General features: G+C 40.9%; 21 protein-coding genes and 3 pseudogenes. 20 read left to right on the plus strand and 4 right to left on the minus strand.

What is annotated here, in order from left to right; all coding sequences use genetic code 11:
- Positions 1–62: 62 nt before the first annotated feature.
- Together AOX59_RS03140 and AOX59_RS03145 are read right to left on the minus strand one after the other, a co-directional pair.
- Positions 63–1,364, minus strand: coding sequence for a glycine cleavage T C-terminal barrel domain-containing protein (locus tag AOX59_RS03140; protein ID WP_082684282.1), 1,302 nt, complete (start codon positions 1,362–1,364; stop codon positions 63–65).
- A gap of 333 nt (positions 1,365–1,697) precedes the next feature.
- Entirely contained in the window at positions 1,698–3,692 is a 1,995-nt protein-coding gene (locus AOX59_RS03145; protein WP_068441711.1) for an oxidoreductase, read from the minus strand.
- A 736-nt stretch (positions 3,693–4,428) separates the two neighbouring features.
- Between AOX59_RS03145 and AOX59_RS03155 the strand changes: the two are divergent.
- The 10 genes and pseudogenes from AOX59_RS03155 to glnA all read left to right on the plus strand — a co-directional run.
- Positions 4,429–4,599 (plus strand): annotated as a pseudogene (locus AOX59_RS03155) (formaldehyde dehydrogenase, glutathione-independent); the annotation flags it as partial.
- A gap of 57 nt (positions 4,600–4,656) precedes the next feature.
- Positions 4,657–5,085 (plus strand): GlcG/HbpS family heme-binding protein, encoded by a 429-nt coding sequence (locus AOX59_RS03160; RefSeq protein ID WP_068441718.1) that lies wholly within the window; start codon positions 4,657–4,659, stop codon positions 5,083–5,085.
- A 248-nt stretch (positions 5,086–5,333) separates the two neighbouring features.
- Complete coding sequence (locus tag AOX59_RS19965) at positions 5,334–5,483, plus strand: hypothetical protein (protein ID WP_169792851.1); 150 nt, start codon at positions 5,334–5,336, stop codon at positions 5,481–5,483.
- Between the two features lie 555 nt (positions 5,484–6,038).
- On the plus strand, positions 6,039–6,488 hold the full coding sequence (locus AOX59_RS03170; RefSeq protein ID WP_068448112.1) for a Dps family protein: 450 nt from the start codon (positions 6,039–6,041) through the stop codon (positions 6,486–6,488).
- Positions 6,489–6,508: 20 nt separating this feature from the next.
- A pseudogene (miaA, locus tag AOX59_RS03175) lies at positions 6,509–7,443 on the plus strand (tRNA (adenosine(37)-N6)-dimethylallyltransferase MiaA).
- 39 nt (positions 7,444–7,482) lie between these two features.
- The gene (gene hfq, locus AOX59_RS03180) at positions 7,483–7,707 is read left to right on the plus strand and encodes an RNA chaperone Hfq (protein WP_068441724.1); all 225 of its coding nucleotides are present in this window, start codon (positions 7,483–7,485) and stop codon (positions 7,705–7,707) included.
- 128 nt (positions 7,708–7,835) lie between these two features.
- Positions 7,836–8,756, plus strand: coding sequence for a stage V sporulation protein K (gene spoVK, locus AOX59_RS03185; RefSeq protein WP_068441727.1), 921 nt, complete (start codon positions 7,836–7,838; stop codon positions 8,754–8,756).
- Between the two features lie 91 nt (positions 8,757–8,847).
- Positions 8,848–10,083: a GTPase HflX gene (hflX, locus tag AOX59_RS03190; RefSeq protein ID WP_068441730.1), complete on the plus strand. Its 1,236-nt coding sequence runs from the start codon at positions 8,848–8,850 to the stop codon at positions 10,081–10,083.
- A 7-nt stretch (positions 10,084–10,090) separates the two neighbouring features.
- Positions 10,091–11,335, plus strand: coding sequence for a methionine gamma-lyase family protein (locus AOX59_RS03195; RefSeq protein WP_068441733.1), 1,245 nt, complete (start codon positions 10,091–10,093; stop codon positions 11,333–11,335).
- A 131-nt stretch (positions 11,336–11,466) separates the two neighbouring features.
- The gene (glnA, locus tag AOX59_RS03200) at positions 11,467–12,804 is read left to right on the plus strand and encodes a type I glutamate--ammonia ligase (protein WP_068441736.1); all 1,338 of its coding nucleotides are present in this window, start codon (positions 11,467–11,469) and stop codon (positions 12,802–12,804) included.
- Positions 12,805–12,898: 94 nt separating this feature from the next.
- On the opposite strand, the pseudogene AOX59_RS03205 reads toward glnA, so the two are convergent.
- Positions 12,899–14,040, minus strand: a pseudogene (locus AOX59_RS03205) (tyrosine-type recombinase/integrase).
- 36 nt (positions 14,041–14,076) lie between these two features.
- Positions 14,077–14,691, minus strand: a complete 615-nt coding sequence (locus AOX59_RS03210) for a LexA family protein (protein WP_068441739.1) — start codon at positions 14,689–14,691, stop codon at positions 14,077–14,079.
- A gap of 145 nt (positions 14,692–14,836) precedes the next feature.
- Here AOX59_RS03210 and AOX59_RS03215 point away from each other — a divergent pair, with 145 nt between their 5' ends.
- From AOX59_RS03215 to AOX59_RS03250, 10 genes are all read left to right on the plus strand, one after another.
- On the plus strand, positions 14,837–15,040 hold the full coding sequence (locus AOX59_RS03215; RefSeq protein WP_068441742.1) for a helix-turn-helix domain-containing protein: 204 nt from the start codon (positions 14,837–14,839) through the stop codon (positions 15,038–15,040).
- Between the two features lie 156 nt (positions 15,041–15,196).
- Entirely contained in the window at positions 15,197–15,496 is a 300-nt protein-coding gene (locus tag AOX59_RS03220) for a group-specific protein (protein WP_068441745.1), read from the plus strand.
- A gap of 58 nt (positions 15,497–15,554) precedes the next feature.
- On the plus strand, positions 15,555–16,466 hold the full coding sequence (locus AOX59_RS03225) for a transcription termination/antitermination NusG family protein (RefSeq protein WP_068441749.1): 912 nt from the start codon (positions 15,555–15,557) through the stop codon (positions 16,464–16,466).
- Entirely contained in the window at positions 16,433–18,676 is a 2,244-nt protein-coding gene (gene recD2 / locus AOX59_RS03230; protein WP_082684107.1) for an SF1B family DNA helicase RecD2, read from the plus strand. The genes AOX59_RS03225 and recD2 overlap by 34 nt, the downstream gene beginning before the upstream one ends.
- A gap of 43 nt (positions 18,677–18,719) precedes the next feature.
- The gene (locus AOX59_RS03235; RefSeq protein ID WP_068441758.1) at positions 18,720–19,367 is read left to right on the plus strand and encodes a MarR family transcriptional regulator; all 648 of its coding nucleotides are present in this window, start codon (positions 18,720–18,722) and stop codon (positions 19,365–19,367) included.
- A gap of 443 nt (positions 19,368–19,810) precedes the next feature.
- Positions 19,811–19,948: a hypothetical protein gene (locus AOX59_RS19490; RefSeq protein WP_156418623.1), complete on the plus strand. Its 138-nt coding sequence runs from the start codon at positions 19,811–19,813 to the stop codon at positions 19,946–19,948.
- Positions 19,949–20,098 (plus strand): hypothetical protein, encoded by a 150-nt coding sequence (locus tag AOX59_RS19495; protein ID WP_156418624.1) that lies wholly within the window; start codon positions 19,949–19,951, stop codon positions 20,096–20,098. It begins immediately after the preceding gene.
- Positions 20,098–20,550, plus strand: a complete 453-nt coding sequence (locus AOX59_RS03240; RefSeq protein WP_068441761.1) for a metal-dependent hydrolase — start codon at positions 20,098–20,100, stop codon at positions 20,548–20,550. Before AOX59_RS19495 ends, AOX59_RS03240 begins: the two co-directional genes overlap by 1 nt.
- A 58-nt stretch (positions 20,551–20,608) precedes the next feature.
- Positions 20,609–20,830 (plus strand): hypothetical protein, encoded by a 222-nt coding sequence (locus tag AOX59_RS03245; RefSeq protein ID WP_068441764.1) that lies wholly within the window; start codon positions 20,609–20,611, stop codon positions 20,828–20,830.
- A 19-nt stretch (positions 20,831–20,849) separates the two neighbouring features.
- On the plus strand, positions 20,850–21,902 hold the full coding sequence (locus AOX59_RS03250; protein ID WP_068441767.1) for a ParM/StbA family protein: 1,053 nt from the start codon (positions 20,850–20,852) through the stop codon (positions 21,900–21,902).
- Positions 21,903–21,905: the final 3 nt, after the last annotated feature.

Consider the following 21,905-nt stretch of genomic DNA (forward strand, 5'->3'; position numbering starts at 1 on the left):
GTCTCAGGCAGCAAAATATCTGTGCAACGGGTCTGTCTGTAAACAGACCCGTTGCATCGTTATCACGTCTCAAGCTTTCGGCCGGTCTGGTTATATCCCGTCCCGGGGTTTTCAGAAGCCTTGAACGGCGTCTGCGCAACCTCCGCCGTAACACGTCCGATGGCGTATGGTTCGGGCAGGTGTACTTCAAGCTGGGTCCCAATCATACTGAATATGTTGGGCAGCATTGCGTAACCAATGTTGCACCCCTGATTCGGTGAATAGAAGGCAGAGGTGACATATCCGACCGGCTCCGTACCGCCTTCCGCGTAAACCATATAGAAATCGGCCGGGTACCAGTCAATCTTATTGCCGCTGAATTTCAGCCCGACAAGCTTTTTAGTGACACCTTCGTTCTTGATGCGGGTTAGGGCTTCTTTGCCGATAAAATGGTCTTTGGTCAGGTCCACTTGCCACCCTAAGCCCACTTGGTATGGGTTGGTTTCCTGGTCCATATCCTGTCCATAGGAGAGGATACCCGCTTCGAGCCGCCGTATATGGCCTGGAGCAATCACTTTTAGATTGTATGGTTCACCCGCCTTGAGGAGAGGATACCAGAACTTTTCGGCGTTAACACTGGCATTATATAGATAAATCTCAAAGCCGGCTTCACCCGAGAATCCCGTGCGGGACACAATGACGGGACAATCGTTCACTTCCCCCTCCATCAGCCCGTAGTAAGGAACGTCATGAATGCGCTCGCCAAACAAATCGACCATGAGTGATGTTGATTTTGGCCCTTGAATTTGTACGGGAGACACATCGATTTCGCGTACGGTGCAATCAAAATTGTTCATGACTTTAAGCGCCTGAAGCCACAGCGACACGTCGCTGTCGGATAAAGAGAACCAAAACTCATCTTCATGCGGACGAAGGAGAACCGGATCATTGATGATGCCACCTTCGTTATTGCATAAAATAACGTAGCGGGCTTTTCCCGTCTTGACTTTCTCGACCGAGCGCGTGATCGCCAAGTCCACCAGCTTCGGGGCATCAGGGCCTTTCACCTGGATCTGTCGCTCTACCGCGACATTCCAAAGCGTGACGTGTTCGGTGAGATATTCGTATTCTTTGAGGAGACCGCCCTCCTCCATCGGGATATAGGCACGCGGATGGTACATGTTGTTGTAAACCGAATAGCACCATGACCCGGATTCTTCGGAAAGGTGCCAGAATGGGGACTTGCGCACTCTTTGCGATATAAGCATGCGTGAGCCGTTATCCCCGCTTTGACGCAGATTGACCGGAACGTGTCTTTGCACGCCCACTTCCTCGATATCGTTAGACGTTTTGAACTCTGATAGAGGTTTTCCTTCAATAGACATACCGATTGCCTCCTTTTTGTTATAAAGGAATATAATTCCCATTTTCGTAAAAGGTACTTTACCGATGATGATCGGCATTTGAATCCGGCACTTGCCACCGGAACCCCAAACGTTCGATCTATCAGAGACTTGGTAACAACCCGGACCACCCACAATCGCCTCGTGTAAAATTTTGATGTCAGTCCCTTCACAACTGACCCTGCGTATCATACCCCCTTTAAGTGTTAATTGCTGTCTTACTTCTGAACTGAAAATCAATTGTTTAATGAAGCGCTTATATTATATGTTATGATGACGTACACGCGTTGTATCCATGCATCACACAATTTTTCATTAAAGGGTGTTGCCGATCCGGACACCCTCGGAAATGGCATCGCTTAGACGCCTTGGTGCAATCGCGTCACCGATCATTTGTACATCAAGTTGCGGATCTGCCTGTTTCACTTGCTCGTAAAGCGCATCTTCTGCCGTTTGATAGCCAACGAATACCACCAGGTCAGCCTCATCTACAAGTCGTTCGTTTCCGGACCAGACGTCATTTAAAAGGAGGTGACCATCCTTTTGTCCTGCAAGCTGTTGGTTGGGTGAGAGGACGACTTGATTTTCGGCAAGCAGACGATACAGCTCCGGCTTTTGCATCGCGTCGAGATCTTCACAGACGGACCACAACGGTGTGACTAATTCAACCTGAGAAGCACCGGCAGTTGCGGCGAAATTGGCTATGCTGGCTCCGCGAAACTTTCCTTCACGATCATAGACCATAACCCGATCACCTTTTTCAATGGATACGGCTTGATCAAGAATTGCAATATCTGTTACGCAGCGCGTTGTGACGTCGCCGGCTGCAGCAAGAATGTCCGGATAGGATCCTGTTGCAAGCACAACCTTATCGGGATCCAGTTCGATTAGACTGTCAGGCGTCATTGTCGTTTTAAGCTGCACATCAACATTTAGCCGCTCGAGTTCTCTTTTAAGCCACTCAATATGTCTGCCATAGTGTGGTCGTTCGGGAGCGGTTACAGCGGCTGTCATTTGTCCTCCAAGCTGATCACCGCGCTCCCAAATCATGACGTCATGCCCTCGTGCAGCAGCTACACGTGCAGCTTCCATCCCTGCAGGTCCGCCGCCAACGATGAGTATGCGTCGCATATAATCTGCCGGCTCGAAATTTTCTAAAGAACTGTCGCCGATGGCAGGGTTAACGGTGCAAATGATGGGCATGCCCATATACAATCTGCCAATGCATCCTTCTGTACAAGCGTTGCAAGGGCGGATTTGAGACAGTTCTCCTTCCATTGTTTTTTGAGGCAACTCCGGATCTGCGATAATGGCCCGGGTCATACCTACCAGATCACAATCGTCATTGACCAGGGCATCTTCTGCCTGTTCGGGGTCGAGGATTCGTCCGGCAACCAATACCGGAGCTGAGAGATTTTCTTTCATTCTATGTGCCGCGTGGTTATACGTACTGCGTGCAAAGGTATCACCCGGAACGACCGCTGATTGGGCAGCATAGGTTGCAGCATTTCCGCCAGAAATATGAAATAGGTCAATGTGGCCCAAACGATCAAGTCTCTTGGCAATCTCGAGCATGTCATCCTGGTCAAGACCCAGATCGTCCGTAACAGGATCGCCAGTCATTCTAAAACCAATAATAAAATCATCGGATACGGCCTCAGCGACTGCTTCAATCACCTCTTCGGAAAAACGCATGCGTCCGGTCAAGTCGCCTCCATAGCGGTCTGTCCGCTTGTTGATGGCTGGGCTCCAGAATTGTTCAATCAAATGCCCCGAAAAAGAGGTGATCTCAATCCCATCCCAACCGCATCGTTCCAGTCTTGCTGCAGCATCGGCAAAGGCATCGATGATCGGCGGTATTTCATCAATACGCAAAACATGCGGTGTTTCTCGATGAATCCCTTCTGAAATAGCAGATGGCGCCTGTAAAGGACGGCCGCTAATGGAAGAATCACCCCGTCTGCCCATGTGGGTGGCTTGAGACATAATCAACCCACCGTGAGCATGCACTTTATCTGCAAGGTCTTCTAATAATTGTTCGTTTTCAGGGTCCCATAAGCTGACTGATCCATACGAGGCTGAAGAATATTTGTACACACTTGCCGAACCAAAGGCCATGATCAAACCGGCTCCGCCAGCTGCCTTGCGTTCAAGGTAGTCAACATGGCGTTTGTTTAACAAACCTGAATCAAACCCTGGCGCATGTGCGGTTGATACTATCCGGTTTTTCACTTCGCGGCGACCAATCTGGAAGGGGCTGAACAAATGCTGAAATTCCCTTCTTACGGTTGCTGAGTGGTCCGTATTCATCGATTTTACCTCCCTTGGAAAATTGGCTTCTGAATAGATATTTCGGAAACATTTTTATCCCCATCGGCGAAAAGGTAAGCGATTACATAACATCTCGAAAACTGCCTGCCACTGGATTGTTTTTAAATTCTGTACAGGAATTTATCGCAATGTTGTTAAAATTAAATACTTTATTTAACGAAATATTATTAGAAACCCATATTGATGTCAAGATATTTTTAAAAAATTTTCTGATAGTTGTTTTGAACAAAATCTATATTAATAAATACAGAGCGATGGGGGTGGTTGATGTAATGGCAGATCGGTTCCACGGTGCTCTGCACGGCTGCCGATCAGACCAGCGGTATAAAGCTGAAATACTACATCCGCCCATATGAGAATTTGTCCAGAATCTGACAAAAATATGAGCTTAACAGAAGCTAGTTTCCTGAATACAAAAAGAGTGGAATAGATGAATCAAATTGTTCATAAACAGAATAATATAAATAAAAACGAAAAAATTTAGGCTTTTTACACTGTCATCAACAAGATAGCTCATATCACAGAAACTGAATGTAAATTAATAAATAGAAAGTACACTATACTGGGTATCAAATTTAAAGATAACAGTCATCAATATTAATCATTTTACCCGATTATGGATACCGCCTATGATGTGAGTAACAAGCAAAAGAACTAACCCAACAATATTTTGTAAAGGAGGAACCTAAAAAGAAAAATATCTAAAGGAATATGAATGGCAGTAGCTAACAGAGCTGTAGCTTATAAGAAGCCTGAAGTAATAGAGGTTGAATCAATTGATTTTCCGGAGCTTGTGTTAAAAGATGGTCCTGGTGTTCATCCCCTCAATGTCGGACGAAAATGTGAACATGGGGTCATTTTAAAGGTTGTCACAACCAATATTTGCGAACGTAATTTTTTTAAAATAAATTACTGATTATTTAAACATTGGAGGAATGAAATCATGACCAAAGTGAATTTGGAATTAGCAAAACAACTAACTGATGGTGCTGAAAAAGAATCACAAAAAATTGGCGTCAACATGGTCATTACGGTTTTGGATGAAGGCGGAAATCTTATTGCCACTCATCGTATGGATGATGCTTGGCTTGCAAGTATTGATATTGCTCAAAATAAAGCTTGGACCTCAGTGGCCCTAAAGATGTCAACTTCCAACTTGGCTGAAGCCACTGTACCTAAAGCAGAGCTATATGGACTTAATACAACTAATAATGGAAGAATTGTCGTATTCGGTGGTGGTATCCCACTTATTCAAGACGGGAAGGTTGTCGGAGCAGTTGGTGTGAGTGGAAGTTCAGTTGACCATGATTGTCAAGTAGCTCAAGCGGCTGTAGATGTTTTTGAAAGCCTAAACGTTAGTACCGGACAATAATACAGACAAAGTAATAAGATTGTATAGTTGGGTATGACTTTTGCAGGATAGTTCGGATTCAGAATCCATCATCATAAAGAGTAAATTCCCAAAAATAACCTATGGGAATTAATCTCTCAGATTCAAATACTACAATAGAATGCATCTTTGGTAAATGTGAAAACCGCCAACGGGGAAGACTCGTATTGAGCTAAACTCTTGGTTAAAAGGACAGAGAAGGGTGCGATATGTCCTTCTCTGTCTTTTTGGTGAAAAGAAAAGCTGAAATCGCTGGTGGATTGGTGTTACTGTGCAAAACACTGATCTTAGCCGAATATTCCTCACAAGGGTATGTGAACATGGGCGCAAAGCCCGCTTTTAGACACCCCTTCTTTAACCTGCAAGATGGTGGAGGGTAGTGAAGGGATCATATTAGTCGCCGGGAAGAATGACCCCATCATATATTTTTTAATTGAATGATTCCACCAATAAACCTATATTATACTTGATGATGTTATTGAAAATGTGGTTGATTGATGCAATATAATATTACATTTAAATATATTATAAACAAAATCCTGGTATTTGCCGGGATTAGTTTAATCATATTAAAAATAAGCAATGTTGACCGGAAACCGTATCAGCACATTTTAATTATAAAAGGGGTTAACTTGTTGTTATTACAATGTTTAACGAGTGATTTAGAAGCGAATATAAAAATAAAAAATGTGCATCCTGAAAAGGTCGCAATAGATTTTTGAGTTATATTATGATTTAAGATATAATCTCAGCATAAATAAATGGTAATAAATTGACACAATCAGTTATAATTAAACGGGTCATGTAATAAAATTGTGCCTTTACTTAGTAAGATAATAAGGGTTAAGGCGCAAATGAGTCAGTAACTGAAATATGGGGTATAATAATGTAGCGGTTCGTTAAAACTGAAACAAGTGAATGCGAGGTGCTGCTTTATAGATAATCAAAAACTTATCAATTTTTTAAATCAGTTATTGTCCAATTACTTTGTCATGTATGTCAAACTCCATCGTTATCATTGGTTTATCCAGGGGAAGCATTTCTTCCAGCTGCATGAAATATTTGAAGATATGTATACGATGGCTGCCAAAGATATAGATGAATTAGCCGAAAGAGTGTTAATGATTGATGGCAAACCATTGGCAACTATGGCAAAATATTTGAAGGAATCAACACTGGAAGAAGCGACTGCGGATGATAAAGAAGATGAAATAACCGCTCAATTAGTTGAAGATTACAGTCAAATTATTAATGAAATAAAACAAGAAGGAATTCCGTATGCAGCAGATCAGAAAGATGAGCCTACCGTGGATTTACTGGTCACACTGCAAGGCAAATTAGAAAAATATGTCTGGATGCTGTATGCTTATCGTGCCTATGAATAAAGATAGCTAGGGGAATCGTGATGAAGAAAAAAGTCATAGCCATTGTCGGACCAACTGCTGTCGGGAAAACCGGCCTGAGCATTGAAATTGCCAGCCGCTTTGGCGGGGAAGTCATAAGCGGGGACTCCATGCAAGTATATCAGGGATTGGATATTGGCACCGCAAAAGTAACGAAGGAAGAAACCAGGGATATCCCCATTACATGATAGACAATAAAAAGCCTGACGAACCATTTTCAGTAGCTGATTATCAGTCATCGGTCCAACACTATATAGAAAAAATAGATTCACACGGGAAACTGCCGGTTATTGCAGGTGGAAGCGGTCTTTATATTCAGGCCGCTCTTTATAATTATCAATTTTCCGACGAAAGACGCAATCAACAACTCACCAGACAACTTGAACAACAGTTGAAGGACCAAGGAGCAGATGTGCTTTATAAACAGCTGCAAGAGATCGATCCTGAACAGGCCGCAAAAATTCATCCGAATAATCACAGACGTTTGATCCGTGCGCTGGAAGTATACGAATCAACAGGAAAAACAATGACTGAGCATCAGCAAACACAGCGCGATACATCACCCTATAACCCTATTTTTATAGGACTGGAAATGGATCGCAAACGATTGTATAATCGTATAAACCACCGGGTCGATACAATGCTCGAACAAGGACTCATAGAAGAAGCTAAATTATTATATGAGCAAGGTTATGAACAACATCAGGCGATGCGTGGTATTGGATACAAAGAATTCATCCCTTATTTCAAGGGAGAGCAGTCTTTTGAAGAAACCGTTCATTTACTGAAACGAAACTCCAGACGATACGCTAAACGGCAATATACATGGTTCAAAAATAAAATGGATGTGAACTGGTATACGATTACACCTGAAGAATCCGAAACTGTATTTGAAAATATTTTAGCCGATTTAGCAGGAATGTTACGAAAAATATAGAATTAATTTATAATAGATAGAAAAGAGGAGGATATGCAAATGGCACAGTCAGTAAACATTCAGGATCAATACTTGAACAAACTCAGAAAGGACCATGTATCAGTTACCGTCTTTTTAACAAATGGTTTTCAATTACGGGGGGTTTTGAAAGCTTTTGATAATTTCACTGTTTTACTGGAAACGGATGGCAAACAGCAGCTGATTTTTAAACACGCCATCTCCACATTTGCGCCAGTTCGAAATATTTCATTGGATAAAGAGTAATTCAAACAGACGCTTTCGAAAGCGTCTGTTTTATTGTGCGCTTATTTCTCAGCGGATCATTTGAATATAGGCATTTGTCACACGCCACTCTTCCTTCACGTATACTATCGTGATGGAGGAGTGATCATATGGAGACACAAACAACACAAAATAAAAAAGGACAAATAAATATTATACTGCAGGATCAACAAAACAAAGCTTACCGCCATGAAAACCAGTCTGTTTTGACAAATAATCCTTTTTCACATATCGATACTGAATTCTCTTCATTTATTGGAATGAGCGAATTGAAACAAATGATAAAAGAGATTTATGCAACGATTGTCATCAATGAAAAACGGAACGAAATGGGATTAACCGAAACGAAACAGGTACTTCATATGCTTTTCAAAGGGAACCCCGGAACAGGCAAAACGACAGTGGCAAGAAAATTGGCGAGAATGTATTTTGAAATGAATGTGTTGTCCAAAGGTCATTTTATTGAGGCGGAACGTGCTGATCTGGTTGGCGAGTATATCGGCCAGACAGCTCAAAAGACACGTGCTATTATCCAGAAAGCTATGGGTGGTATTTTATTTATTGATGAAGCCTATTCGCTGGGGCGCGGAGGAGAAAAAGACTTCGGCAAAGAGGCAATTGATACGCTTGTAAAGCATATGGAAGACAATCATAATGATTTTGTTTTAATACTGGCAGGGTATCCATATGAAATGGAGCGGTTTTTAACACTGAATCCAGGCTTGAAATCCCGTTTTCCGTTTATACTGGATTTTCGGGATTATGATATTGATCAGCTTATGAATATAGCCAAACAAATGGTCAAAGACCGTGAATATGAACTAACTCAGGAAGCGGAGCGGAAAATACGATACCAATTGTATAAGCAAAAACAAAAATCACAATTTAATTTTGCCAATGCCCGTTATGTGCGCAATGTCGTGGAGCAATCTATCAGACGTCATGCAGTGAGACTTTTGAATCGGGAGATGTTTTCAATTGATGATCTTGTTTTCTTAACCGGCGAGGATTTTAAATTCACTTCGGATTAATCCGCTCCTGAATTGTAGTGACAGCCGTTATTTGCTATGATAATGATTGAAAGTATAGATACGAATTGTTCTTAAAGGAAGAGGTATCAATATGCCGGAAAAGGTATTAGTTATCGCTGTAAAAATGCCTGAAGATAACGATGAACGTTTTAATTCATCACTTGATGAACTTAAATCGTTGTCGCATACTGCAGGAGCCACAGTGGAAAAAGCTATGATTCAGAACCGAAAGAGACTTCACCCCGCCTATTATATCGGCGAAGGGAAAATGGAAGAGATCAAAGAAGTGGCAGAGGATCTGGAAGCAGACTTAATTATTTCAAATGATGAACTTTCAGCTGGCCAGCTTCGTAACTTAACCGATCGTATCGGTGTCCATGTAATTGATCGGAGTCAGCTCATTTTGGATATATTTGCCCAGCGTGCCCGTACAAAAGAAGGTAAACTGCAAGTGGAACTTGCTCAGCTGGAGTATACCCTGCCAAGACTGCGCGGCAGAGGCGAGGAAATGTCGCGATTAGGTGCCGGTATTGGGACTCGCGGACCTGGTGAAACAAAATTGGAAACTGATCAGCGGCATATCAGAAAGAGAATTGATGATATCAAACGGCAGTTAAATCAAGTGGTTAAGCAGCGGGAACAATACCGTAAGCGCAGGAAATTAAATGACGCTTTCCAGATTGCTATAGTCGGCTATACCAATGCAGGCAAATCGACGTTATTTAACCGGCTTGCCAAAAGCGATGCACAGGTGGAAAATCAATTATTTGCTACCCTTGATCCGTTAACACGCCAAATTCAACTTCCGTTTGGCTTTCAAACATTGATAACAGACACTGTAGGATTTATCCAGGATTTGCCGACATCATTGATTGCAGCCTTCAAATCAACATTGGAAGAAGTGACAGAGGCGGATTTTATACTGCATGTTGTCGATGCAGCCAATCCTGATCTTGAACAGCACCAGCAAACCGTTGATAGATTGCTGACGGACTTAGGGGCCAATACAATCCCGAAACTCGTCGTCTATAATAAAAAAGACCGGTTAGAGACAGACTTTATCCCAATGCAGCACCCCAATATTCTAATCAGTGCAACTGAACAAAATGATATCGGTCGCGTGTTGGAAAAGATTGAGGATACCTTGAAGAATGAATGGGATGCCTATACCGTAAGTATAGCGCCTGATGAGGGTAAATTACTGCATCGTCTGGAAAAGGAAACGATTGTCACTTATCGTTCGTTTCAGGAAGAGAGCAGAAAATATTCGGTTGCAGGATATATCAGACAACATCATCCATTGAGAGGTTTAGTAAAGGAGAATTAAGACATCAATGCAGCACAATTTGATAACACAGGCTGAACATGACTGTCAGGAGCAACATCAAAATGTCGCTGATATCGTTGAGCGAAATCAAAAACGGGTTCTTGCCGCTTTTAAAAACAATCGTGTCAGTGATACCCATTTTCATTCTACAACTGGTTACGGTTACGACGATTTGGGGCGAGAGATTCTGGAATCTGTTTATGCTGATGTTTTCGGCGGCGAAGATGCTCTGGTCAGGCCGCAGATGGTTTCCGGTACGCATGCAATTTCAACAGCCTTATTCGGGCTGTTGCGGCCGGGTGAAGAGCTGTTATATATAACAGGTAAACCGTATGATACGCTGGAATCGGTCATCGGTATGAATGGAGAACAAAGCGGCTCGTTAAAAGATTTTCACGTGCGGTATAATCAAGCTGACCTTCTGGAAGATGGTTCAATTGATTTTGAAAATATCAAACACAAAATGACAAACCAAACAAAAGTGATCGGCATTCAGCGTTCTAAAGGATATGATGAGAGACCATCGTTTACTATCAATGATATTGAAGAGATGGTTCGGTTTGTAAAATCGATAAACAGTGACGTGATTGTTTTTGTTGATAATTGCTATGGTGAATTTGTCGAGGAACGTGAACCGTTAAACGCAGGTGCAGACATAATAGCAGGATCACTGATCAAAAATCCGGGCGGTGGCATTGTCCGGGCAGGCGGGTACATAGCCGGAAGAGAAAAATTGGTAGAGCAGTGTGCCAATAGACTGACAGCACCGGGGCTTGGAAAGGAAACCGGGGCGACTTTCAATACATTGCAGGAAATGTTTCAAGGGTTATTTCTAGCCCCGCATGTTGTGGGAGAAGCACTGAAAGGTGCGATTTTAACGGCACGATATCTTGAATTGGCCGGTTTTCAAACAAGCCCCGGTTATGATGCATTTCGTACTGATTTGATTCAGACTGTTACGTTTAATGATCCGGAAAAGATGATTGCTTTTTGTCAGGCAATCCAGCATAATTCCCCGGTTGATGCGTTTGTAACACCTTATCCGAGTGACATGCCCGGTTACCGGGACGAGGTCATCATGGCGGCGGGAACATTTATTCAAGGTGCGAGTCTGGAACTTACCGCAGACGGTCCAATCAGGGAACCGTATACCGCCTTCGTACAAGGCGGTCTGACCTATTCCCATGTAAAGATTGCACTGGAGGCTGCGGTTAATAGTTTGCTTGAAAAGACGTCACCTCTGAAAACATGAGAGACCTTAATATTATTTGTCATCAATCCATACATTCGGTTATTATAAAAACCATAGCAAATAAGCAGTCCTGCTTCATTAATAGGACGCCATTTTTTGACATCAGGCTTAGAAATCGAGGAGGAAACTGAATGGGCTCAGAATTGACAAAAGATCAGATCATGAAACAGATTGAGAAAGAAAACGTCAGGTTTATCCGGTTGCAATTCACGGATATGCTCGGCACCATCAAAAATGTTGAAATTCCACTCAGCCAATTGGAGAAAGCATTGGATAATAAAATGATGTTTGACGGATCTTCTATTGAAGGATTTGTCCGTATTGAAGAATCAGATATGTACTTGCATCCTGATTTGGATTCATTTGTTGTTTTTCCGTGGACTTCTGAAAAAGGTAAGGTTGCGCGGTTTATCTGTGATATATATAATCCCGACGGAACTCCTTTTGCGGGGTGTCCGAGATACAATTTGAAACGCAATCTGCAAAAGATGGAGGAGTTAGGTTTTGATGCATTCAATATCGGTACGGAGCCCGAATTCTTTTTATTTAAGCTGAATGAAAACGGGGATCCATCCATGGAACTAAATGACCATGGCGGTTATTTTGACTTGGCTCCGACAGACTTGGGAGAAAATTGCCGGCGTGATATTGTACTGGAGCTGGAGGAAATGGGATTCGAGATTGAAGCATCCCACCACGAAGGCGCACCCGGTCAGCATGAGATTGATTTTAAATACTCCGATGCAGTCAGACATGCTGATGATATTCAAACGTTTAAATTGGTTGTCAGGACAGTTGCCAGAAAACATAATCTGCATGCCACATTTATGCCAAAACCGTTATTTGGTGTAAACGGTTCAGGGATGCATGTTAACATGTCTTTATTCAAAAATGGTGAAAATGCTTTTTTTGATAAAGATGGTGAAATGCAATTAAGTGACGTTGCTTATCAGTTTACCGCCGGCGTCATCAAACATGCAACGAATTTCACTGCAGTGACCAATCCGACTGTTAATTCATACAAACGGCTTGTGCCTGGATATGAGGCGCCATGTTATGTGGCCTGGTCCGGCACAAACAGAAGCCCGCTAGTTCGAATTCCCTACTCACGTGGATTGAGCACACGTATTGAGGCAAGAAGTGTTGATCCTGCCGCTAATCCATATATGGCCATGGCTGTCTTGCTTGCCAGCGGGCTTGACGGCGTTCGAAATAAAATGAGTCCGCCTGAATCTGTTGACGAAAATATATATGATATGGACAAAAAAGAACGGCAGCGAAATGGTGTTAAAGATTTGCCGGCTACTTTAATGGATGCTCTGGTAGAATTGCAGAAGGATGAGACGATAGTCGAGTCATTAGGCGATCATTTATATGAGCATTTCATGGAAGCAAAAGAAATTGAATGGGACTTGTTTAGAACTACTGTTCATCCATGGGAAAGAGAGCAGTATTTGACTACGTATTAAACTTGATATGGCAGCATTTACTTAAGGGGCGTAATATAAATTTTTGCTCATTCAATCGATAGCACCCCTTGAGCACCCCTTAAAAATTAATAAATTATTTTAAAATATCGTCCATATATGCTTCAAATTGGGCGGTATTTTTTTGTTCCATTCTTTTGGATACATGAGAGTAAACGTCTGCGGTAATTTGGTAACTACCATGACCTAATCGTTCTTGTATAAACTTCATGTTTGCACCAGATTCCAGTAATAAAACAGCGTGTGTGTGACGTAAAGAATGAATTGGTAATGATTTAATCCCTGCTCTCTTCAAAGTACGAGAAAAGGCATTAAATAGACTGGATTTTGGCATGAAATTTCCATCTTTTTTGCATAGTACTAAATTTAGATCATGACGATAGATGTCATTAATCTTTTGTTTATTTTGGTTTTGCCAGTTTGCATGGAACCGCAAGTCGTCTGTGAGAGATTTACTTATAGTAATAATGCGTTTAGAATTAAAGTTTTTTGTATCTCCAAAGGGAAGCTCTTTGGCATCTGGTTGAAAGTCCAAATTTTTATTAATCGCAATCTCTTTATTATTAAAATTAATATCGGACCATTGTAAAGCACCTGCTTCACCTTTCCGAAGACCAGTTTCTATTAATAATTTAAAAAATATCCAATAAATATAACCATATTTATAAGCTTCTCTTAAAAATATGCCTATTTCAGAGGAATCAATAAATTTTACATCTTCTTTTTTGTGTTTTCCCGGGATTATTGCATCTTCACATGGATTATCCATTATATTTTTATTTATCCTGGCACGCTTCATAGCATTGTAGAAAGCATTGTGTATTTTTAATATCGTATTTCTAGCCAATCCATTTTCATTTAATTTATTAAGGAACTCTTGGTAAAGAGCAGGAGTTACAGAACGTAATTCTATGTTCCTAAAGTATGGTTTAATATGAATTTCAATACTATTGCGCAGGGATGATAAAGTGTTTTTACTTACCTGGTTTTGTTTATATTCCCTTAACCAAAAATCAAGAAAATCACTCAGTTTAATATCTGTTTGATCGTAACCGCTTTTTAGTTGGCTCATTACTATTTCAGCTGCATGTTTCGCCTTTGCTTTTGTTGAGAACCCCTTTTAGATCTTTCCTTTTGTTTTTTAGTGATTGGATCCTGAAAACGAATTCTATATTCCCATTTACCATTGCGCTTTCTGTAAGTTACAAATAATTCCATAGTTAAACCTCCATAATTAATAATTAGTCCAATTACTCATAGGTCAAAAGTATAACGTATGGCTTTTCCTATAATTTTACAAGGGTTTTTTTCATCGATAACAGTCGGTCGATATTGGTTATTATCCGGAGTCAGGATTATATAGTCATTATCTTTGCGAATTCGTTTTAACGTTGCTTCTGCGTTGTCATTTAGAAGAACGGCTGCTATTTCACCACTTTCTACGTCCGGTTGCTCCCTGATTAATACATATGCGCCCTGGGGTATTGTGGGAAGCATACTATTGCCTTCTGCATGTAAGTAAAAAAGAGAACCAGAGGGTAAACCAGTTTTGGGTTCAGTTCTATACCCAGTTAAATTTTCCTCTGCAATAATGGGGTCTCCGCATGAAATTTGACCAACAATTGGAACGTTAATAGATTCTGAATGGACAGCATAAAGGTTTTCTATACCCAACAAATGTTCAATTGTTGTATTAAGTGCACTGGCATACTTAGATATATTATTTATTGGAAACTCTCTTTTTCCACTTTCGTATCTGGATAAAGTTGATTTTGAAACACCTGTTTTTTCCGCTAATTTTCCTAAAGTCATCTTCTTTTCTTTTCTCAACTGCTCAATTAATTGTATAACCTCTTTTGAGTTTCTCACTTTGTCTACCTCCGTCCTTTTCTATAGTATATTTTATAACATTGTTCCCGTAAAGAAATTTATCAAGTATATTTTTAGAATATTTGTTGACAATTGGCAATAATCGTTTTATTATTGATGCATAATTTAATTGGAGGGTAACAGATTGCCTTTTAATTTACTTCTTTTAAAAGATGAGAGAACGTCACAAAATATTTCGCAAAAAGAAATGGCTAATTATCTAGGGATGGACCACGCTTCTTATTCCAAAAGGGAAAATGGAAAAGTGTTTATTACTGTTGAAGAGTTTATGAAAATATTAGAGGTGTTGGATATTCCGGAAAAAGAATCATTATTTTTTTGGGAATAAAATTGCTGATTGGAGACAACCGATACCTGATAAAACAGGTAAAATGTAATTACTTAGTTAGCATGTAAACAGATTTAATGGTAATAAAACAACACTATTTTTTTAACTTTTTTGTTGCCAATCGGGAACAACTATAAACGATCAAGGAGGCAAAGAATGATTGAAGTGCAAATTGATAAACAGGCTTTAGACCAAAAGTACAGAGAGGAAATTGAGAAACATTTAAGAGATTTGGATAAGCAATTGGTCTATTGGGATACAAAAGAATTAAAAAGAAGGACGTGCATGAGTTGGAATACCATTCAAGACACTTTTTTTCATGAAGAGGGATTTCCAAAAGTAAAAATAGGCGGAAAATGGTACTTTCCCGCCGAAGAAACTACACAATTTTTGAATGATTGGCTCTACCGAAAAAGAAAGAAAAATTATTATCAGTTTCAGCGGAAAAACGCATAGATTCAGCAATGATTTTTAAAGCTAATTAATTTTATTACTGTGAAAGGAAATCTTAAATATGTCATTTTTTGCTGTTCAGGTTTGTTCAGGGTCTGAAACAGAAGTCAAAAAAATGCTTCAGGATGTACTGTTTGAAAAACGTGAAAACATGATTGGAGCAATCTATGCATTGGAATCGTATACACAAATCGTTAATGAAAATACAAATCATTTAGATTTAACAGCGTTATCGTCAACGGATATTGATGACCACTTGTTTATTCAACGATTGCAAGCAAATCTGAGCAATCTGCGTTTTGCTTATGGCCAAATGCAGGGCTATGAAGATTCCGGTTACTTGGATTTGATTGAAGAGTACCGGCACCAAATTAAAGATTTAACGAGCAAGTTAAAAGATCTCCGTAATAACTACAAGAAAATTGACAGCGTTTTAAAAGGTTATATCCTTATTGAACTGAATAACAATTTTCATTATTTGCCAAAACATTTATGGCATCTCATTAAATCAATTCCGAAAGTAACTGGCTTTCCAAGCAGAATGAATATCCCTCAACAAGAAATAAACGTTTTCTTTGAAGAAGTCCAAATGTCAGCCGAAGTGGAGCTTAAATTTAACGAAGTGCTTTCTTATGATGAGCATGTTCAAGCGCAAAGTGAGCTGCTGCATCAAGCAAACCAGACGGATAACCCTCAAGAAAGTGAAACGATCGTTAATACGATTGATGACATGAATACGGATGTTGTGGCAGAAGTCAGTGCAATGAAGCAGACACAGCATCCTGTGATCCAGCGTGTCAAAGCATTTATTAAGAATAAGCGGAAGACTGTCTCATTGCCTGTATGCCTTTTTCGCCAGATGTATCATGATGAAAAAGATGATGGTTTACTCCCAGCCAAACTGAAATCATCCTCTGGTTTTATCCATCGGTTGTGGCGATGGTTAAGGCGGAACGATGTGATGCTGGCATGAATGAATATACCGGTGTCATTACACGGATACTTTATCAACATGAGTATTTTTTGATTGCTGTTTTACAGACAGACGATGAAGAAATCAAAATCAAGGGTAGTATTTATGGCGTGGAAAAAGGGGAGAAGGTGACGGTTCGAGGCGAATGGGAGAATCACCCGAAATATGGGAAGCAGCTGGCTGTGGAATCCTGGGAAAGACCAATTCCACAAACCGAGGAACAAATCCTTGCGTTCCTCTCATCACCGATGGTAAAGGGATGTGGCAAAAAACAGGCAAGGGAGATTGTCCAGACGTTTGGTCCCCAAACATTAGCGATTATAACCAAAGAGCGTGAGTCGTGTCTTACAGGCATAAATGGTATTGGGAAAAAGCGGGCTGCCAAAATTGTAGACAGTGTGGTATCGACCTTCGAGGTACAGAAGATAGTATCAGAATTACTTGTCTACGGTATCACGGCCAACATGGCATTAAGAGTCTATAAGGAATACGGTTTGAATACCACAGAAATTCTAAAAAGAAATCCGTATACACTGACAGAATTAAACTTAATAGGCTTCTTAAAAGCAGATGAAATTGCCAGACGGATGGGAATCATGCCAACATCCGGCTATCGTATCGAGGCATGTTTGCAATATGTATTGAAAAAACAGTGCTTTGAGTCAGGGCATACGTACATCCCCAAGGGTGAACTGTTGGAAGAAGCCGAAAAGGCTTTGAACCATAATGCTAATTCATCTGATATGGTGACAATGAACGAGCTGGAAAACAGCTTAATGGGCACAGAAGAAAAACTTATCGTCAATGAGGACGATTGTATATTCCCGAAGTTCCTGCATCATCATGAGAAACAATTGAGCAAAAAACTTTTAAAAATGAAGTTTGCTCGCAGCGATCAAGGTATGTCCAATTTTAAAAAATATATTGATAAGTATCAAAAAGAGCACAAGATGATCCTTGCTGAAAAGCAGCGAGAAGCCATTCAGCGATTGTTTGATGAACAACTCCTGATATTAACAGGTGGACCGGGAACAGGGAAAACAACCGTGGTACGGACGATGATTGATATTTATAAGAAAATGTATCCGAAAGAGACGATAAGTCTTGCAGCACCCACAGGACGAGCAAGTAGGAAGTTATCGCATATGGCTGGTCACGAGGCTTCAACCATTCATCGGCTAATCGGATACCGGCAGGGTGACGAACCGGTGTATCAAGGGGATAATCACTTGCCGTGTAACTTGTTGGTGGTTGATGAAATGTCGATGGTGGATGTTAGTTTAGCTAACCATCTTATACAAGCGCTTAATCGCAATACAAAAGTATTATTCGTTGGGGATACGTATCAGTTGCCATCTGTCAGTCCGGGAAACGTTCTGGGTGATATGATCAAAGCAGGATTGCCAACGATAAAACTTTCAGAGGTTTTTCGGCAAGCGCAGGAAAGTCAAATCATACAAAACGCACATCGCATTAACCAAGGGAAGTCCATTCTTTTTGACAAAGAAAAAGATGACTTCTTTTTTCTGTTGCAGAAAGATCCTGAAAAGATTAGTGCGCTAATGGTACGAAGCGCAGAACGGTTTATGAGACTGGGTTATTCATTATCTGACATCCTGTTATTAAGTCCGATGCGAAAAGGACCGGTTGGGACGACTGCTTTAAATGAAAAGCTGCGTGAGGCTCTCAATCCTTCAGGGCCAGAGAAGTATGAATGGCAAATTGGCCATAAGGTCTTTCGTGAAGGAGATAAAGTGATGCAAATTCAAACGGATTATGATAAGCAAATCTTCAATGGTGATATAGGGATTGTTCAATCGTTTACCAGCGAAACAGATCAGAATGGAGATTCGGTTGATGTGATGCAGGTGGACTACGGCGGGAAAGTCATCTCTTATACAAGGCGTGACATTCAAGAATTAGAATTAGGCTATGCCATTACCATTCACAAGTCGCAGGGTGGTGAGGCGCCGGTCGTGATTATCCCTGCAACAACCAGTCATTATATCATGCTTGCTCGTAACTTGATATATACCGGCATGACACGGGCAACAGAAAAATTGGTGTTCATCGGTACAGAAAAAGCAATGGCGATTGCTGCCCAAAATGATCAATCCATACAGCGCAATAGTAAACTGGCTGAGCGTATGATGGTTTCCGACAAGCAATTGAACAACGGTTATTTGAAAGGAGTTGTTCCGAATGCGTGAGAAATGGACGAAAGACAAATGATTGAAATGAGTGAGTGATTGAATGAGTGACCATAAGGCCTTGAATAAGGCGGAGTATAACGCTAAGACACGTGATAGACAACATGATATTAATTTGACGGCCGTATCTCAGGAAGAAGCAAAGGCGAATGAGCAGGGATATGGCCTTTATAAGCTCAAACAAAAAAATAGCGCTTTATTTTGTCAGGTTATACAGGAAAACCTGGATATGGTTATAAGAAGTAAAGTTTTAATGAATAGTGAAATCGGATTATTGCTTTCACTCATGCCACTGGTGCAGCTGCATTCCAATGCGATTGTTAATCGTGAAAATAATGAATTTATGAGTATAGCGAATATTGCCCGGTACTTGGACAGGGAAAGAACCTCGACGAGTAAGCTGGTGTCTAAACTATTGAAAAAAGGGATGTTGTTTGAATTCGCAAACGTACAGGAGATAAAGGAACATAAACGAAGTGTGTCGCAGCGGCCGTTATTTATGAACCCGGAAATCATTTATTCAGGTGATCGCAATCGAATCAATGCAACGCTCTCAAGATTGGTCATGGAATTCGACCGGTTGGAACGAAAAAAGGTGTATTTGCCATGGAAATTATGGTTGAAGAATGATAGTGAGTTTGGAAGGCTGTATCGGCACAAGACCTATCTAAAATTCAAGAAAAACCAATAGTTGTGGCGTATAACCACACGTCAAATTACTGCTTTATCAAGGTATTTAAGTGGTTATTCGAAATTCTTGTGCAATATAACCACACCTCGACAATGGGAGACATATGAAAAGGGGGTGTGGCAAAAAAGCCACACATGTGTGGCGAAAATACCACACCCTCAAACATTGAGAAAAGCTGTGATTCAACTTTTAAGGTTGCATCAGGCATGGTGCCTATTCTCACTCTCTTAATATACAGATGATACAGGGGGAGTTACTCAGGGTTATTCAGTATGAAGGATTGAATGCGACGTTCCATTCAAGGATATTCCTTTCTTTAGTGACGGGAGAATAAATCTAACATGATGAATTGGGCTGGCTGGTCATGAACAATGCTTTGATTCATCACATTTAATCCTGTATAAGTGTTTAGTGATATTTTTTGAGGGAGAGGTTGTAAGCAAATGAACGAAAAAAGGTATATGGCTCTCAAAGCGTTAGAGAAATTTTTGTGGTTCCTGCAAAGTAAGTCGGAAAGCGTCTACGCGAAGGAAACAGAAGCTGTTAAACAGTTTTTAGACAAAACAAGGGAGGAATCGTAAATGATCTTCACAACGTGTTCAGTATGTAAAACGTATGCGGATGACGGTGGTCTAAAGAATGGCGAATTTGTTTGCCATGATTGCTTAAGCTTGATAGATGGAATTGAATTGAAAATCAACGAACTAATAAAAGCCGGGAAGTCATCCTAATGGAATGGACCACACATTTCTTATCTGGAATGGCTGCCGGCCACATGCTGACAGGCGGCGATTGGCGGGCGGCACTTGTTGGCGGGATAGCCGGTGTCATTCCTGATTTGGATGAACATAAGTCAAAGTTTGGGAAAATCTTCTTGCCAATTGCATATGTGATAAATAAAACATTCGGTCATCGGACCATCACACACTCTCTGCTGTATTCTTTTTCAGCAGGGATCATTTTATATCCTTTTACTGATCCATGGGTATGGCTTGCGGCGGCCACTGGTATATTGGCACATATTTTAGGGGATATGCTGACAGGGAAGGTAGAGTTATTCTATCCAGCCAAAAAATCATGTGGCATCAACACCAGCCCCTTGATGTTCAACATTATTGATCGGTTAACAGCCATCATATTGTTGGTTTATATCGGGCGTGTAACGCTGATTACATTGATTTAACTAGCTGGGTAGTGATCTGAATGCCTGAATTTTTTATGAGGAAAGAAGGTGGGAAAGCATGACGAAATCGTATTTACCAGATTATTGCTTTGTCAATCATCCCATGACGGGAGAAGTTGTCAAGGTTGAAAAAGGAAAAGTTGGCTACTATGAAACGGACTGTAACACCAGTGCTAAAGAGATGAACGCATCTATTAATGTGACATCACAGCAAGCTGAAGCGATGTTAACAGGCTGTCTGTGTGGATGGGAAAACCCTGATTTAAATATTAAATTATGAAGAAAAAGGGGGCATTGAAATGGAACATGTCGCAATTGATTTGGGTTATGGTTTTGTAAAGGCAGTTTCCGCATCAGGAAAACGCATTTTATTTCCATCACTCGTTGGGAAAGGCTACGACCGCAGTATTACCAGTGTCATGGGTGAAACCCCTAACGATATTCAAAATATCCATTTGGTCTATCAGCAGGAAGCCTATTTTGTGGGGGAACTGGCGAAAGAATCGAGGTCGGTGTCTCGAATCTTTGAACGGGAACGGTTCAGTCATGTATACACACAAGTTTTGTTGAATGCAGCGATTCAGATGGTAACAGAGGGTGATATTGTTCAGGTTTCAACAGGTCTGCCGTTGGATTTTTACCAATCACAGGCAAAAGAATTCAGACAATCCATGTTAGGTATCCAGCCTGTGACAGAATGGAAAACCGGCCCGCTTGCGGGACAGGAGAAGCGTATTAACATTCATCAAGCCATGGTCTTTCCGCAGGGGGCATCAGCCATATTTTCAGCCTTAATGAACCATGAAGGAAAATATGCTTATCCGTATTTAATGGCGGAAGGTAATATGATTGCCTTGATTGATATTGGATTTCGGACCACTGATTTTGTTGTTGTGGCAATGCAGGAAAATGGGGCGTTTGTTCCAAAGGCAAAACTTTCCGGGACAATTGATGAAGGGGTCATCAACCTTCACCGGGATATCCGGCAACTATTCAAGGCAAAAACGGGTGGTGCGGATTTAAATGAATTTAACATCAGCAGGGTCTTAAAACACGAATATCTCTCGTACAAAGGACAACGTATTGATTTTTCGGAAGCTATCAGGGAAAGTAAACAGTCGATTGCAGCGAATATCGCGGATCGTTTAAAAGGTGTGTGGGCAGAAGAAAGTGATTTGTTTGATGCCATATTTGTGGCTGGGGGCGGTGGAAAACTATTTGAACCGTTTATCCAGCAGCATTTTGATGATCGGCTGGAATGTATTACAGAAAATCAGTTTGCAAACACCATCGGTTACTTGCGATTGGGAAAATCGTTATTACAGCCGGAACAGCATCAGAAGATGGGTTAACGT

The organism is Lentibacillus amyloliquefaciens (genome assembly GCF_001307805.1).
Taxonomy (GTDB): domain Bacteria; phylum Bacillota; class Bacilli; order Bacillales; family Amphibacillaceae; genus Lentibacillus; species Lentibacillus amyloliquefaciens.

Excerpts from the sequence above, each read along its gene's own strand:
- AOX59_RS03195 (WP_068441733.1), top strand. The coding sequence starts at position 10,091 with ATGCAGCACAATTTGATAACACAGGCTGAACATGACTGTCAGGAGCAA.
- AOX59_RS03225 (WP_068441749.1), top strand. The coding sequence starts at position 15,555 with ATGTCATTTTTTGCTGTTCAGGTTTGTTCAGGGTCTGAAACAGAAGTC.
- AOX59_RS19490 (WP_156418623.1), top strand. The coding sequence starts at position 19,811 with ATGAACGAAAAAAGGTATATGGCTCTCAAAGCGTTAGAGAAATTTTTG.
- AOX59_RS03140 (WP_082684282.1), bottom strand. The coding sequence starts at position 1,364 with ATGTCTATTGAAGGAAAACCTCTATCAGAGTTCAAAACGTCTAACGAT.
- spoVK (WP_068441727.1), top strand. The coding sequence starts at position 7,836 with ATGGAGACACAAACAACACAAAATAAAAAAGGACAAATAAATATTATA.
- hflX (WP_068441730.1), top strand. The coding sequence starts at position 8,848 with ATGCCGGAAAAGGTATTAGTTATCGCTGTAAAAATGCCTGAAGATAAC.
- recD2 (WP_082684107.1), top strand. The coding sequence starts at position 16,433 with ATGGTTAAGGCGGAACGATGTGATGCTGGCATGAATGAATATACCGGT.
- AOX59_RS03250 (WP_068441767.1), top strand. The coding sequence starts at position 20,850 with ATGGAACATGTCGCAATTGATTTGGGTTATGGTTTTGTAAAGGCAGTT.
- glnA (WP_068441736.1), top strand. The coding sequence starts at position 11,467 with ATGGGCTCAGAATTGACAAAAGATCAGATCATGAAACAGATTGAGAAA.
- hfq (WP_068441724.1), top strand. The coding sequence starts at position 7,483 with ATGGCACAGTCAGTAAACATTCAGGATCAATACTTGAACAAACTCAGA.
- AOX59_RS03145 (WP_068441711.1), bottom strand. The coding sequence starts at position 3,692 with ATGAATACGGACCACTCAGCAACCGTAAGAAGGGAATTTCAGCATTTG.
- AOX59_RS19495 (WP_156418624.1), top strand. The coding sequence starts at position 19,949 with ATGATCTTCACAACGTGTTCAGTATGTAAAACGTATGCGGATGACGGT.
- AOX59_RS03160 (WP_068441718.1), top strand. The coding sequence starts at position 4,657 with ATGACCAAAGTGAATTTGGAATTAGCAAAACAACTAACTGATGGTGCT.
- AOX59_RS03240 (WP_068441761.1), top strand. The coding sequence starts at position 20,098 with ATGGAATGGACCACACATTTCTTATCTGGAATGGCTGCCGGCCACATG.
- AOX59_RS03245 (WP_068441764.1), top strand. The coding sequence starts at position 20,609 with ATGACGAAATCGTATTTACCAGATTATTGCTTTGTCAATCATCCCATG.
- AOX59_RS03235 (WP_068441758.1), top strand. The coding sequence starts at position 18,720 with ATGAGTGACCATAAGGCCTTGAATAAGGCGGAGTATAACGCTAAGACA.
- AOX59_RS03220 (WP_068441745.1), top strand. The coding sequence starts at position 15,197 with ATGATTGAAGTGCAAATTGATAAACAGGCTTTAGACCAAAAGTACAGA.